Origin of the sequence: Bradyrhizobium sp. 41S5, assembly GCF_011516665.3 — a bacterium.
In the GTDB taxonomy this organism is placed as follows: Bacteria; Pseudomonadota; Alphaproteobacteria; order Rhizobiales; family Xanthobacteraceae; genus Bradyrhizobium; species Bradyrhizobium quebecense.
Map to the genome: position 1 here is coordinate 2,772,440 of NZ_CP083721.1, position 14,073 is coordinate 2,786,512.

Annotated in this window: 13 protein-coding genes; 7 read left to right on the forward strand and 6 right to left on the reverse strand. The window is 61.7% G+C overall.

The genetic code is table 11. The features are described 5' to 3' along the window. The first annotated feature begins 508 nt into the window (after positions 1-508). Together HAP47_RS13025 and HAP47_RS13030 are read left to right on the forward strand one after the other, a co-directional pair. On the forward strand, positions 509-2,521 hold the full coding sequence (locus HAP47_RS13025) for a ParB/RepB/Spo0J family partition protein (RefSeq protein WP_176396217.1): 2,013 nt from the start codon (positions 509-511) through the stop codon (positions 2,519-2,521). Between the two features lie 657 nt (positions 2,522-3,178). Then, the gene (locus tag HAP47_RS13030; protein WP_173637899.1) at positions 3,179-3,490 is read left to right on the forward strand and encodes a DUF736 domain-containing protein; all 312 of its coding nucleotides are present in this window, start codon (positions 3,179-3,181) and stop codon (positions 3,488-3,490) included. A 424-nt stretch (positions 3,491-3,914) separates the two neighbouring features. Here HAP47_RS13030 and tnpC read toward each other — a convergent pair whose 3' ends face one another. From tnpC to HAP47_RS13045, 3 genes are all read right to left on the reverse strand, one after another. Then, the gene (gene tnpC, locus HAP47_RS13035; protein ID WP_173637898.1) at positions 3,915-5,450 is read right to left on the reverse strand and encodes an IS66 family transposase; all 1,536 of its coding nucleotides are present in this window, start codon (positions 5,448-5,450) and stop codon (positions 3,915-3,917) included. A 69-nt stretch (positions 5,451-5,519) separates the two neighbouring features. Further along, on the reverse strand, positions 5,520-5,717 hold the full coding sequence (tnpB, locus tag HAP47_RS13040) for an IS66 family insertion sequence element accessory protein TnpB (RefSeq protein WP_231168860.1): 198 nt from the start codon (positions 5,715-5,717) through the stop codon (positions 5,520-5,522). Between the two features lie 222 nt (positions 5,718-5,939). Further along, positions 5,940-6,230, reverse strand: coding sequence for a hypothetical protein (locus HAP47_RS13045; RefSeq protein WP_173637249.1), 291 nt, complete (start codon positions 6,228-6,230; stop codon positions 5,940-5,942). Here HAP47_RS13045 and HAP47_RS13050 point away from each other — a divergent pair. Beyond that, positions 6,214-8,304, forward strand: a complete 2,091-nt coding sequence (locus HAP47_RS13050; protein WP_173637250.1) for a recombinase family protein — start codon at positions 6,214-6,216, stop codon at positions 8,302-8,304. The genes HAP47_RS13045 and HAP47_RS13050 overlap by 17 nt on opposite strands. On the opposite strand, the gene tnpB (HAP47_RS13055) is transcribed toward HAP47_RS13050, so the two are convergent. From tnpB (HAP47_RS13055) to HAP47_RS13065, 3 genes are all read right to left on the reverse strand, one after another. Beyond that, a complete protein-coding gene (tnpB, locus tag HAP47_RS13055; protein ID WP_231168861.1) occupies positions 8,290-8,484 on the reverse strand; it encodes an IS66 family insertion sequence element accessory protein TnpB in 195 nt (64 codons plus the stop codon). The two genes, HAP47_RS13050 and tnpB (HAP47_RS13055), sit on opposite strands and share 15 nt — an antisense overlap. Further along, positions 8,481-9,368 (reverse strand): IS66 family insertion sequence element accessory protein TnpA, encoded by an 888-nt coding sequence (gene tnpA / locus HAP47_RS13060; RefSeq protein ID WP_173637897.1) that lies wholly within the window; start codon positions 9,366-9,368, stop codon positions 8,481-8,483. Before tnpA ends, tnpB (HAP47_RS13055) begins: the two co-directional genes overlap by 4 nt. A gap of 565 nt (positions 9,369-9,933) precedes the next feature. After that, the gene (locus HAP47_RS13065; RefSeq protein ID WP_173637896.1) at positions 9,934-10,332 is read right to left on the reverse strand and encodes a hypothetical protein; all 399 of its coding nucleotides are present in this window, start codon (positions 10,330-10,332) and stop codon (positions 9,934-9,936) included. Between the two features lie 67 nt (positions 10,333-10,399). Here HAP47_RS13065 and HAP47_RS13070 point away from each other — a divergent pair, with 67 nt between their 5' ends. The 4 genes from HAP47_RS13070 to HAP47_RS13085 all read left to right on the forward strand — a co-directional run bounded on the left by HAP47_RS13070 (position 10,400) and on the right by HAP47_RS13085 (position 14,073). After that, a complete protein-coding gene (locus HAP47_RS13070; protein WP_069276524.1) occupies positions 10,400-10,609 on the forward strand; it encodes a helix-turn-helix domain-containing protein in 210 nt (69 codons plus the stop codon). Positions 10,610-11,384: 775 nt separating this feature from the next. Continuing rightward, positions 11,385-11,954, forward strand: a complete 570-nt coding sequence (locus HAP47_RS13075) for a hypothetical protein (protein ID WP_173637895.1) — start codon at positions 11,385-11,387, stop codon at positions 11,952-11,954. Between the two features lie 143 nt (positions 11,955-12,097). Then, positions 12,098-12,790, forward strand: coding sequence for a CDGSH iron-sulfur domain-containing protein (locus tag HAP47_RS13080; protein ID WP_173637894.1), 693 nt, complete (start codon positions 12,098-12,100; stop codon positions 12,788-12,790). Positions 12,791-12,804: 14 nt separating this feature from the next. Beyond that, positions 12,805-14,073: a M20 family metallopeptidase gene (locus HAP47_RS13085; protein ID WP_173637893.1), complete on the forward strand. Its 1,269-nt coding sequence runs from the start codon at positions 12,805-12,807 to the stop codon at positions 14,071-14,073.

Genomic DNA, 14,073 nt, shown 5'->3' on the forward strand with positions numbered 1-14,073 from the left:
AGGCACTCGCCCGCGGGCCCCGCCGTCATTGTATGCCGGCGTCGCTATCACTGTCCCGCGTTCGGGTGCCTTGTTGACCGGTCTCGCGACTGCAGTCGCCTCGGGGCCCGTGGTCATTGCATGCCCGCGTCGCTATCACTGCCCTGTCGGCGGCTGCCTTCCTGATTTTCTCACTCTGCCTTGGGCTTCTTCTCTCTCGAGCTGCTCGTCACTCTCATGATTGAGATCTCAGGGGCTCCGCCCCTCGCGCGCACCAGGGTGCAGCGCCGGCTTTTGCCGGCGCCGCCCCGAGCGGTCTCCCCGGTCTTCCGCGCTTCTCTCACTCCGCCGACTTTGGACGACAATGCACGCTTGTGCAGACCCGCTTCTCGTGAAGCGGCCCTTTTCGGGCGGGCGATCCCCCACCGCTCGGGTCGCCCTGGCACTTGCTACCCCCGATCTCGCCGACGGGCAGGGGTGCAGGCGCGTGGTGCGCCTTGCACCCATGGAAGCAAAAGGAAGAATGGTCATGTCGGCCAAGTCAGTTGAAATCATTCCCGCGAGCGGGACGGAGATTTTCATTCCGCTCAACAAACTGAAGAAGTCCCCGAACAATGCGCGCAAGACGCCGCACAGCGAGGCGGCGATCGAGGGCTATGCGGCGAGTATCGCCGCCAAGGGCATCCTGCAGAATCTCGTGGTCGAGCCGGAGTTCGATGGAGAGGGAGCGGCTACCGGCTTCTATCTCGTAACCATCGGCGAGGGCAGGCGGCTTGCTCAGCTGCTGCGGGTGAAGCGGAAGGAGATCAAGAAGACGGAGCCGATCCGCTGCATCGTCGATACCGCGAACGATCCCCACGAAATCAGCCTGGACGAGAACGTCACCCGCGAGAATATGCATCCCGCCGATCAGTTCGAGGCGTTCAGGAAGCTGGCGGAAGAACGGGGGCTCGGCGCGGAAGAGATCTCAGCCCGCTTCGGCGTGACGGCGCATGTGGTGCGGCAGCGCCTGCGGTTGGGGGCGGTTTCGCCCAAATTGGTGCAGCTCTATCGCGACGGCGATCTTACCCTCGAGCAGCTGATGACGTTTGCCATCACGGATGATCATGCCCGGCAGGAAGCCGTCTATGAACGCCTGCCCTTTGACCCTGATGCCTCGACCATCCGTCGCCTGCTCACCGAAACCCATGTCGCGGCCACGGATCGCCGCGCGCGTTTTGTCGGCCTTGAGGCCTATACGGAAGCGGGCGGCACGATCCTGCGCGACCTCTTCACCGAGGATCGCGGCGGCTATCTGGAAGACGTCGCACTGCTCGATCTGCTGGTGACCGCAAGGCTTGGCCGCGAGGCCGATACCCTGCGGTCGGCCGAGGGATGGCGGTGGACGGAAGCCCATCTCGACTTCCCGCATGCCCACGGGATGCGCCGCATCTATCCGCATCCGGTCGAGCTGTCGGCGGAAGATCAGGCCGCCCTTCGGGCAGTCCAGACCGAGTTCGACCGGCTGACCGAACAGCATCAGACGGCCGAGGAACTGTCTGACGACGTGGACGCGCGGTTTGGCGAACTGGAAACCGAAATCGAGCGGCTGGAAGCAAAGCGGCAGGCTTACGATCCCGACGACGTCGCGCGCGGCGGGGCCTTTGTGATCCTCAATCACGATGGCTCAGTCCGGATCGAGCGCGGCTTTATCCGCCCCGGAGACGAGAAGCCCGAGGCTGAAACCGGGCCTGAAGGCGACGCCGAGGCGCGGGATGAGGACGACCGGGAAGGCGAGGAAGCCGCGCCGGATGGCGAAGACGACGAGAGCGCGAGCGACGAGGAGGACGAGGACCAGCCGCTGTCCGACGCTCTTGTTCGCGACCTTACTTCGCACCGAACCTTGGGGCTGCGTCTCAATTTGAGTGAGCAGCCTGACGTCGCCATCGTGGCGGTTACCCATGCGCTCTCCGCGCAAATCTTCTATTTCGGGGCCAATGCCCATGTCGTCGGCGTTCAACCGGTGAAAACGGATTTGGCCGTGCATGCGGCCGGTATCGAGGACACGGTGGCCGGAAAGGCGTGGTCGGATCGCCACGCCAATTGGGCGAGGCAGATGCCCCCGGACCCGAGCGGGCTGTGGGATTTCGTGGCCGAGCTCGACCACGACAGCCGCATGGCGTTGTTCGCGCATTGCGTCTCCCTGACGGTCAATGCGGTCAAATTGCCATTTGACCGGAGGCCGCACGCCCTGGCGGCGGCCCGCCGTTTGGCCGAAGTCGTGGCCCTCGACATGACCGGTTACTGGCGCCCGACGGTGCGCAGTTATCTCGGCCGCGTCACCAAGGCGGGCATTCTGGAGGCCGTGCGCGAAGCCGTCAGCGAGGAGGCGGCTGAGCGCCTGTCGGACATGAAGAAGGCCGATATGGCGCAGGCCGCAGATCAGCTGCTGGCCGCAACTGACTGGCTGCCGTCGCTGCTAAGGACGGACGTCCCACAGGGGCAAACTGATGCGCAAAGCGAGGCGCAGGACGGCGAGCCCCGTTCGCAGGCTGCGGAGTGATACCGGCGTCGGGGCCGCGTAAGCGGCCCCGACGGGTCAAAAATTTCGGCCGCACGCCTGTGGCGCGCGGCCGATTCCATAGCTGCAAAGTGGCGATTCCCTACACAAGCGCTTCATCCGATCGGGGGACGATCCGTCCAGCGAGGCGTAGATCGGGGCCGGGAAGCTCGGATCGCGTCTTGACTGCGCGCATCGAGAGCGCGTTTGGGTCGACAATTCTACCGACGCCGTAGGCTCATTGCGCGCAGATGTGGTTGGGTTCGCTTGCGTTGATTCGGCTGCGTCTGCCCTGCGATTGATGCGCGGACATTGGCTTTTCTTCGACCGATCCAGCCGTTGTCTGATGCTGCGAGGGGGCGGTCGCCATGAAAATCTCTGACAGTTCAGTCATGTGCTCGCGTCCAACGCAGTCTCGATTGGGCTGATCAAGCCCGAGGGGCGGCAAGAGCCTCGATCGCCTTCCCGCAACGGCTGCGCCTGCTTTTTTCCCCTGCCGCGAAGTGGCCGGCATTCCTCGCGGGAAGACAAAAAAGCAGGCTTCGCCGTCCTCCGCTGGCGCTGCGGGCCTTGTGGCTGCGGGCCGATCGCTCCCCGGGCAAGGGATCGCCATCGAGGCTGCGATGGGCGCGGCCCGAGCAAAGACAGACGGAGATTATCATGGCGACCATCGGCACTTTCACCGCTTCCGACACCGGCTACGCCGGCTCGATCAAGACGCTGACGCTCAACATCAAGGCAAAGCTCGTCGCATCCGAGAAGGACAACGACAAAGCTCCCGACTACCGCATCTTCGCAGGCGCAACCGAGTTCGGCGCCGCCTGGAAGAAGACCGCCCGCGACAGCGAGCGCGAATATCTCTCGGTCAAGCTCGACGATCCGAGCTTCCCGGCTCCGATCTACGCCTCGCTGGTGAAGGTCGAAGGCGACGAGAGATTCACCCTCATCTGGTCGCGCCGCAGCGGCGATTGACCCTGACGGATCGTCGGCCCCGCCTCCTCGGAGGCGGGGCTTTTTTATGTTTCTTGCGCCGCTTTGAAGGAAGGCAGAAGGGTATTCTTGCGTTCAGAAAAAGGGGCTTCGCCGCTCGAAATAATGCGATCGACCGGATCGATTTTGGGGCAGTGTCTTCGGCTGAGCGATCGGAATTTTGCGTCGGATCGAGCTCTGATTTTCGATTTCCACGCGTGCTATTTCGCTGATCTAACGAGCCACAATGACGTGTCCACTCTTGCTCCGAGAGCTCGAATTGTCTCTCGTTTGTCGAGTGAAAGGCCTCAATTCACGTCGGTCCGACTGAACGCAGGATGGATCGCTTGGCAATTTGAGCAAAGCCTGACCAACGAAGCCTGAGGACGGAGGAGGGTAGGTAAGCGTCCGGAGCTTGCACCAGACCTTATTCCTTGACGGGATTCTCGGCCTTCCAAGCCCATGGCAGCAGTTCGTCGAGGCGGTTGACGGGATGTCCATCGACCATCCGCGTGAGCACATCGCGAAGATAAGTGTAGGGCTCGACGCCGTTCAATTTGCAGGATTCGATGAGCGAACAGAGCACCGCCCAGCGCTTTCCGCCGCCGTCGCTCCCGGCAAAAAGGTGGTTTTTGCGCCCGAGCGCGACAGGGCGGATCGCGCGCTCAACGGGGTTCGTATCGAGCTCGACGCGGCCGTCATGCAGGAAGCGTGTCAGTCCATCCCAACGCGAGAGAGCGTAGCGCATCGCCTCGGCAAGCTTGGCACGACCGGGTAGCAAGGGGATCTGCGTCTCCATCCAGACCCGGAAGTTGTCCACGTGCGGCTTGGATAACGAGCGCCGCGTAGCCAGTCGATGCGCGGGCGACTGACCGCGGATTCTGCTCTCGACGGCGTAGATTTCGCCGATCCGGCGCAGTGCTTCCAGCGCCAACGGCGCACCGTCTGCCTCTGCAATTTCGTAAAACTTGCGCCTTGTATGAGCCCAACAGGCGGCAAGAATGATGTCGCCGCTACCGGTCAGCCGCTCGAAGCCGGCATAGCCATCGACGTGCAGAACGCCCTTAAATTGCTCGAGATGCGAGGCGGGGCGCTCGGCTTTTCGATCCGGCGCGAACAGGTAAACTGCTGCCGGCGGCGCCGGTCCACCCCAGCCGCGCTGGTCGCGGGCATAGACCCACAAGCGCCCTGTTTTCGTCCGTCCTCGGCCTGGATCCAGCACCGGGATAGGCGTGTCATCAGCAAAAAGATGGTCGGAAGCGAACACGTTTTTGCAGAGTCGTTCGTGCAAAGCCTCGAACCACCAGCATGCGCCGCCAACCCAGCCAGCGAGTGTCGAGCGCTCCAGTTCGACGCCGTGGCGCGCAAAAATCTGCGCCTGGCGATACAGCGGCGTGTGGTCGCAATACTTGCTCACCAGCACCTGGGCGAGCAGGGCCGGCGTGGCCAATCCGCCCGCGATGGGGCGCTCGGGAGCAGGGGCCTGAGTGATGGTCCCGCATGCCCGGCAGGCAAATTTCGGGCGGCGGATACGCACGACGCGCAACTCAGCCGGCACCCAATCCAGCATCTCACTGACGCTCTCGCCGATGGCATGCAACGCGCCGCCGCAGCATGCGCAAGGCTCGCCGCTGGCACCGAGAACGATCTCTTCGCGTGGCAAATGATCGGGCAACGATTTGCGTTTCGGCGGTGCGGAGGGAGACGGCGCGGGTGCTGCAAACGCGTCCGGATTGGTCTCCGCAACCACCAGATCGGTGTCCAGATCTTCAAATCCGAGCGCGAACTGGTCTGCGTCGAGACGCTCGGAGCGCCGCCCATATTGCGCGCGCTGAAGCTGTTTGATGATCAGACGGAGGCGCTCGATCTCACTGTTTCGATGCTCGATCAGCGAGGCGATGTCGCGCACCAGACGGTGCAAAAGCGCTGGGTCAGACGGCAGATTGTTGAGGTCAAGCTGCATATCCGATTCTACTCGGATGCGCCGATTCGATGAAGCGGATTCGCTATATTACAAGGGGTTTTGGCGCTCTCAGCCCGCAATTGCAGGGCGCCATCGACGCTCCGGCGTGCGCCAGTCGATGCCTTCGATAAGCATCGCCAGTTGCGCCGGCGACAACGTGACCGTGCCGCCGGGATCGCTCATTCTAGGCCAGATGAAGCCGCCTTGATCGAGCTTCTTGGTGAACAGACAGAGCCCGTTGCCGTCCCAGAACAGAATCTTCAGCATGCTCGCCCAACACTCGACATTCTGCATACAGTCTTCGAAGCGCGAAGATTGCGTATCCGTGGCATCCGCTTTTTGGGCGGACGCTTCAGGTGGCACCGTTCCGACGCGGCAAGGAGCTGAAATGCATCTACACAGAGGAGCGGCGTGGGTTTAGCCGCGAAGTTCCCAATTGGATGCTCGACGAAAGCTACTGCGCCGGCATGGCGCTAGGACCGCCGCAGGTCAGTATTGAGGGGCTGAACGAATTTGCTGCTGTTCTGAAGCTTCTGGGCGCGACTCAGGCGTCGGGCGCACAATCCCGTCCTTCTTTGAAGAGGGAGAAAGGACGTGCGGAGAAAAAGCCAATATCGCGAGCCGATGCAACTGGGTCTGGATCTGCGTCTTCGGATTCCCCAGAACCCGCTGGGCGCCAATCCCAAAGGTCTGATCGAGGCGCTCGCCGATCTGTTGCTGGAAGCGGCTGGCGTCGAACCCGCTCAGATGTCGGGAGGTGACCATGAGTGTCAAGATCACACGTGATCACCTCGACCGCGCCGCCGTCGTCTATGTTCGCCAATCGACAATGTCCCAAGTTATGGGGAATCTCGAAAGCCAGCGGCGGCAATATGACCTGGCGCAGGCCGCGGAAACCGCCGGATTTAAGTCGGTGGCGGTAATTGACGATGATCTTGGCCGCTCAGGCTCTGGCAGCACTCAACGGCCCGGATTTGAGCGGCTTGTGGCGATGGTTTGTTCGGGTAACGTCGGTGCCGTTTATTGCATTGAGGCGTCGCGGCTGGCGCGCAATGGACGCGACTGGCATCACTTGATCGACCTATGCGCCCTCGCGGGCGCGTTGGTCATTGATCCCGACGGCGCCTATGATCCGCGGCTTGTCAACGACCGCCTGCTTCTCGGACTGAAGGGAACGATGTCGGAGTATGAGCTGAGCCTGCTTCGCCAACGTGGAATCGCCGCTCGGGACTCTAAGGCCAAGCGCGGCGAGTACCGCTTCATGCTTCCACCTGGATTTTGTTGGAGTGAACTCGGCAAGATCGAAATGGATCCCGACGAACATGTGGCGGGATTGGTTCGACTCGTCTTCACGAAGTTCCGCGAGCTCGGTAGCGCCCGGCAGGTCTTTCTTTGGCTGCGTGCTGCCGACATCAAAATGCCTGTGGTTCTAAAAAACGTTCAAATCTACAAGCTCAGCTGGAAGGCGCCGGCCTATCACACGGTGATGCAGATCCTGCACAATCCGCTCTATGCTGGCGCCTATGCGTTTGGCCGAATCGCCCAGAAGACACGGATCGTGGACGGTCGCGCCCGCAAGGTCAGCGGGTTCAAAAAGCCGCGGGAGGAATGGAATGTTCTCCTGCGCGACAATCATCCCGGCTATGTCAGCTGGCAGGAGTATGAGGACAATCAGAGGCTGCTGCTGGAAAACGCCCACATGAAGAAGAACTGCTCGCGAAAATCGGCGCGCGGGGGACGCGCACTTCTGACCGGATTGATGCGGTGCGGCCATTGCGGGCGGATGATGCGTGTGTTCTACGGCCAGGCCAAGGGGAATGCCCATCGTTATCAATGCCGCGGCGATGACGCCCATGTCGGCGCTGGCCTATGTATCGGCATCGGCGGGGTGCGGGTCGATCGTGCGGTCGCGCTGCAAATCCTTGAGGCCGTCTCCGATCGGGCTGTTGAAGCAGCGATATTGGCGTCCGACCAGGTTGAGCGCTCAAGACAAGAGATCATCACGGCCGTCGAACGGGAGCTTGAAGTCGTACGCTACGAAGCGTCTCTTGCTGCACGCCGATACGAGCTTGTGGATCCGGCCAAGCGCCACGTTGCCCGCGAACTCGAGGCGCGCTGGAATGGCGCATTGGAGCGGGTTGCCGAGCTTGAAGGTCGTGTAAAGGAGCTGCGCACCGCATCGGCGGAAAGTCCCAAGATCGACCGCGCCCTGCTTCTGCAACTTGCGCATGATCTTCCGCGGGTTTGGAATGCACCGTCCACGGACACGCGCACCAAGCAGCGGCTGGTTCACATTGTGGTCCGAGAGATTGTTTGCGATCTCGATAGGAACACCAATGAGGCGGTTCTGCTCATCCACTGGACCGGCGGCCGGCACACGGAGGTTCGCGTTGCTCGCGTTAAGACGGGCCGATATCCGGGCGACATGGCACCGACTGCCGTTGACGCACTTCGTAAACTCGCTGGTCATTGGCCTGATCGAGAGCTCGCCGTGTCGCTCAATCGGATGCGCTGCAAGACCGGCGACGGCGAGACCTGGACGACTGTTCGCGTGCGGGAAATGCGCGAACGCCTGGGCTTGCCGGAATACGACCCCGCATCGTCCGACGGCAAAATGATCAGCCTTGCGAAGGCTGCGGCACACTTTGGAATTTGCGTCGGATCAGCAAAGAGCTTGGTGCTGAAGGACATCTTGCCGGCCACACAAGCAATCAAGGGCTCGCAATGGTTGGTTCCTGTCGACGCGCTGAGCTCGGAAACAGTACGTATAGCGGTGCAGCGCGTGATCGAGCGTCGGCCGAGAAACTACATTGATTATCAATATGATAGAATGATCCGCCTACCCGGTATCTGACAAAGGGACGTACAATGAAACGAGCTGTGCCCGCTTGCCTCGGAAGGCAAACAGGTGGCCGGAGAATGGGTCCTTCTTCAACGTTTCCTGGACGATGGTCGCGAGCCCGTCGAGGCCCTTTCTCATGTCGGTGTACCCCAGAGCCAGATGCACCTTCACGCCCGCCGGAACGATCATCATGACGCGCTCTCCCGGTCGGCGACGTGTCGCCGGACGATGTCCGGATCAGCATCGGCGGGAGCGAAGACGCGCCGTCCGTCGGGCAGTTCGACCGCCACCATGCCATCTGGTGGCTGTAATAGATCATGCAGAACGAGGGCCGAAGGAGCCTCCGACGCTGCGTTTGCGAGCTCGACCCGAGCCAATTTTGAACGCTTGTCCTTGCCGAAGCCGAGCTCGGCGCGCCATCGGAACAGCACGCTGGTGACGATCCGATGCCGTCGCGCGACCGATGATACCGTCTGTCCCGTGCGCTCGACCTCGAGCACGATCGCCAGCTTTTCCTCGGCGGTGAAGTTGCGCCGGGTCGACTTCGCCGGCGTTTCCGCATCGCCAACCGCAGGCGTTGTCAAGACCGATTTGCTGTCCGTCTCCTTAGCACTACCCTTAGCACTAGTGCTTATTTGCGCCCGGGCACTCGGGTGAAGCTGCGCTCGCCAGTCGATTTCCACCTCGTTGGTATCGATCAGATCGCGCCACCGCTGCATACCAAAACGCGAGATTCCATGGGCCTTGGCGTACGCCCGCACGCTCATCCCGGACCATGTCATCGCCTCAACATGCATGGCCCAGAACGCCTGGACGGCACGGCTGCGCGCGTCGCTGGACAGCTTGAGAGGCCGCCGCAGACAGCGCTCTTCACGCTTCAATTCGGCCTGTACCTTAAGGGCTTCTACGTCGACAAGGACGCTCAGCCAGCGTGCAAAAGAGCCCTGATCCAGGCGATGCTGACGGCAGTAACTGCGCCGGCTGAGCCCGCTCTTACGCCACGCCTCGATGTGCACCGACCACCAGGTTCGGCGTGCTCTGTTCTCATATTGTTTCCGCCCCACGAGATTCTCCATGCTGCAGGAAAATCCAATATGGAACGGCAAGGCATCCTCGAAAGACGTGCGAGAACCGGACGCTTACGAGGGTAGGGCGGATGGCAAGATAAAAGCACTGTCGCCGAAGGGCGGCTAAGTGGTTGTCTGCACATCCAAGAGTTGGCGACACGGCAAGGTGCCATGTCGGCAACTACGGCCTAAGGCAATGCTACCGTTTGTTAGTTGGGTCTGCGTCTTGATGCAGCTCGCTGGCTTCTCATATCCGGGGTCTTCTTCGAGAAGATCTTGCGGCACGCGCGGCGTCGTCGACGAATTCGAAGTCATGCTTGGCCGGAGAGAGAATGGCAAAGGCAGGAAGGGGAACCGGTGCTCGTGCCGGGTGGCGGAAAGTAGCGCCAGTTCGGATCGCGCGTCGAGCTTTTCAGGCGAACGGATCGGTCCTGGATACGCGCAACGTGCGGTGCTTGCCGGCGGGGGGAAGCCAAGGGACCACGCCGGCTTGTGATCAACATCCGCATGGTGCGCATCAAGGCGAGTGATCTTCACTGCCCGTTCTCAAGCTTGATGCCATGACGCCATCGAGTTACATCGCCGCGAGGGCAACCTTTATCCGCTGGATGGAAATCTCGAGCGCTCGGAGGAAGGTGAGGAGTTCGCGCCGGCCGGCCTCCTCCATGCGGAGGTTGTCGACGCTGAGAGCTGCTTCAACCAACTCTATGAGGGAAACCGCCTCGCATTCGCCGCTAGGCGTGCCGTGATCGACGCCTGGTAGTTGAGCGTGGACGACGATCTTCCCGTCGATCGTCATTCGAGCGGAAACTTTCAATGGAACGCATTGAGCTACTGTCGTAGCCGCGATTTCAACGATAGCGGCGGGGACACCGGTCTCCGTGCATCGGTAGCCGAAGCGGTATGCATCGCTCGCGAGCCCGGCACAATCGTGCCTTGGGAGTTCAATGAAAGGTTCGAGATCAACCGGCACAAGCCTCTCCTCTTTGTTGAGTACACTCAGTTGATGAGTTTACTCAACAGGAAGCATCTCGCCGTCGATGGACGAGATGAAGCAGATTGTTGCTCGGAACTTGAGGCGTCTCCGCCACGAGAGAAAATTCAGCCAAGAAGAGCTTTCGTTTCAGGCGAAAGTCGATCGCAGCTACATCAGCCAGCTGGAGACAGGTGTCTACAGCGCATCGGTCACGATGTTGGCAAAGCTGGCGAAGGCTCTGGGTGTGGAGGTCAGCGAGCTATTGAAGCGGTAGCGCGGCGGAAGGGCTCGCGGTGCTTAGGGCTCCTTGCCGATCGCCAGGCGAGCAATGCTCGCTACGGCCCAAGCCTCACTAGGAGCCGTCTCAAACTGTTGTAGATGTATGTTGGCGGCAGTTAGGTATCAGGAGCCGTCGGACCGATTTGGGCGATGGTTCGCTCGGGCACCGGGGACCTCTGATGAGCGATGGGCATCCAGCTTGACGGGGGAGTGAATCCCTCCCTCTCCGCCACAATAAAACGGCTTCGAGAAAGCCCCGTAAAATCAGGTCTTACTGCACGCCAGAGATCTCTAGTGTAGCCCGGGGTGTAGCCGCGAGGTTGCACCCAGAATGCCATGGTGGCCAGCCAAACGCAACGTGTGGGGGCGAACCTCCGGCGGCGAGCCTCGGAAGCCGCGCGCCCGCAAGCGGCGCCAAAGTTCAGCGCCGTTTCGGCAACCGGCTGCCCATTGGTCGTCGAGCCATGGCAGGTGCTGATCGAGAGAGCTGGTCCCGGGTCCGCCGGCGAGACGACCGCTCCGGACGCGATGATTCACTACGGGTCTCACGGCGTCATCCCGACACGTGACATGCTTCGTCGGATGGGTACGGATATCGACGCGTTTTCCTACCATCACTATGGGGCGGCATCGCAACGTTGCACGGGAACGGCCGGAATGCCGCAGACGAGCGCGGATGCGGCGCCCGCCGAAGAATGGCTCGCCCGCACCGACCAAACCCTCGCGTTCTATCGCAACCTTCGTGACGAGTTTGATCCCGGAAAGCCGATGTGGCTTACCAGACCGCCGATGCGGCCTGCGGCGGAAATCCGTGGGCCTCTACCTTTCTCGATACTTTCCGCTATCTCGACCAGTTGGGCCGCCTAGCCAAGCAGGGCGTTCAGGTGGTGATCCACAACACGCTGGCGGCGAGCGATTACGGGCTCCTCGTCCAGAGGACGTTCGCGCCCAGACCGGATTATTGTCCCGCGCTGTTGTGGCGCAAGTTGATGGGAACGGCCGTCCTGGATCCCGGCGTCGGGATCGCGGAGGGACGGCATGTCTGTGCCCATTGCCTGAGAGGCTCGTCCGGAGGCGTGACGCTTCTTGTCATCAATAACTCGCGGACCGAGACAGCGATCGAGGTGCCGCTCGAAAGCAGGCGCTACACGTTGTCGGCTGTGCCGCTCCAGAACCGCGACGTCGAACCGAACGGGGCGGCGCTCAAGGTCGACGGCGGCGGCAATCTTCCGCTGATCGAGGGAGCGGCGACCGCTGCGGGATCCGTATCGTTTGCGCCTGGCACGATCACGTTTCTGACAGTCGAGCGGTCCGGAAACTCCACTTGCCGCGATTCGTAAACAGGCGTTGGATGTTTCGGGGGGACATCGCAGGTCGGGCGGGTGCCGATTTCGTACCTCGGTCGACTGTAGATGGCACGGTGAAACCACTTCTAAGGGCCGGCTGCCCGAAGAATACGTCCACGGCGTCGGAGGACTGACCCATGACTTCCGAGAAGAGCAAGGCTCGAGTCACCGTTTCCGAAAACGGACCCTACATGGTCACCGGCGACATTCCTCTCGCCAAACAAACCATCATGACGAACGCTGAGGACGGGTCGGAGGCGTGGCAGGAAGGTCCGGCCGTCGCGCATCGACAAACTTATACGCTGTGCCGCTGCGGTGCTTCGCAAACCAAGCCGTTCTGCGACGGCTCACATCTCAAAATCGGCTTCGTCGGTACCGAGACTGCAAGTGGAGACGCTTATCTCGATCATGCGAATCTGCTGAACGGCCCGATCCTTCAACTCACCGACGCAGAAAGCCTCTTCGCGTTCGGGCGTTTCTGCGACCCGAACGGCAGTGTTTGGAGTCAGGTCGCGCAGACCGACGATCGCGGAGTCCGGACGATGTTCGTCCGCCAGGTGAACGAATGTCCCTCTGGACGTTTGGTGGCTTGGGACAAAACCTCCGGGAAGCCGGTCGAACACGCGTTGCCGGTATCGATCGGTTTGATCGAGGATCCCGAGCAGCAATGCAGCGGACCCCTGTGGTTGCGAGGTGGGATACCGGCCGTCGCTGCTGACAGGTTCGAATATGAGGTGCGCAATCGCGTCACACTCTGCCGCTGCGGTGAATCGAAGAACAAGCCCTTCTGCGACGGGACGCACGCAGCAATCAAGTTCTCGGATTCCTAACAGTGGAGTAGGCCATGGGTTTGAATCAGGAAAGTTCTCCCGATCCAGCATTGCGCGATCTCGAAAAACTCCTCCCAGTCTTGGAAGACCTTTACAAGGACGTGCATTCGCACCCCGAGTTGTCGATGCAGGAGACGCGCACGGCCGGACTGGCGGCGGATCATCTTCGTGCGGCCGGCTACGAAGTCGCGACAGGTGTCGGAAAGACCGGCGTCGTCGGCCTGCTTCGCAACGGTGATGGGCCGACCGTCATGCTGCGCGCCGACATGGACGCGCTGCCCGTCGAGGAAGCAACCGGTCTTCCCTATGCCAGCAGGATCACGGCGAAGGATCATGAGGGAAACACCGTCCCGGTCGGTCATATGTGCGGGCACGACATGCACGTCGCTTGGCTTGTCGGTGCCACCAAATTGCTCGCCGAGGCCAAAACGATGTGGCGAGGAACCGTAATGGCGGTCTTTCAGCCCGGCGAGGAGACGGCGGAAGGCGCTCAGGCCATGATCGACGACGGCTTGTTCAAGCGCTTCCCGAAGCCGGACGTGGTCCTTGGCCAGCACGTCATGGTGGGGCCGTCGGGAACGGTTGCCGGACGGGCAGGCGCGATCACCTCGGCGGCGGACAGCTTGCAGATTCGTCTATTCGGCCGCGGCGCGCACGGATCGATGCCGCAGGCCAGTATCGATCCGGTGGTGATGGCGGCCGCGACCGTGCTGCGGCTGCAAACCATCGTGTCCCGCGAGGTTGCCGCTGCGGAGGCAGCGGTCGTGACCGTTGGCGTGCTGCAGGCGGGGACGAAAGAAAACGTCATTCCGGACGAGGCCATCATCAAACTGAATGTGCGGACTTTCGATGCCGGCGTCCGGACGCGCGTACTGGCCGCGATCGAGCGGATCGTCAATGCCGAGGCGGCGGCGTCTGGCGCCCCTCGCAAACCGGAGATCACGTCGCTGGATCACTACCCTCTCAACGTGAACGACCGGGAGGCCAGCAAGCGGGTGGTCGACGCGTTCCGGGGACATTTCGGCGCCGAGCGCGTCAGGGAAACGGGGCCCGCACCTGCGAGCGAAGACTTCGGATCGTTCGGAACCGAATGGCACGTACCGTCGGTTTTCTGGTTCGTCGGCGGCACTGATCCGGAAGCTTACGCCAAGGCGAAAGCGGCAAACAAGCTCACCGAGCTTCCGGTGAACCACAGCCCGAAATTCGCCCCGGTTCTTCACCCCAGCTTGCGAACCGGCGTGGAAACGCTGGTCGTTGCGACCCGCGCCTGGTTGCCAGCATGA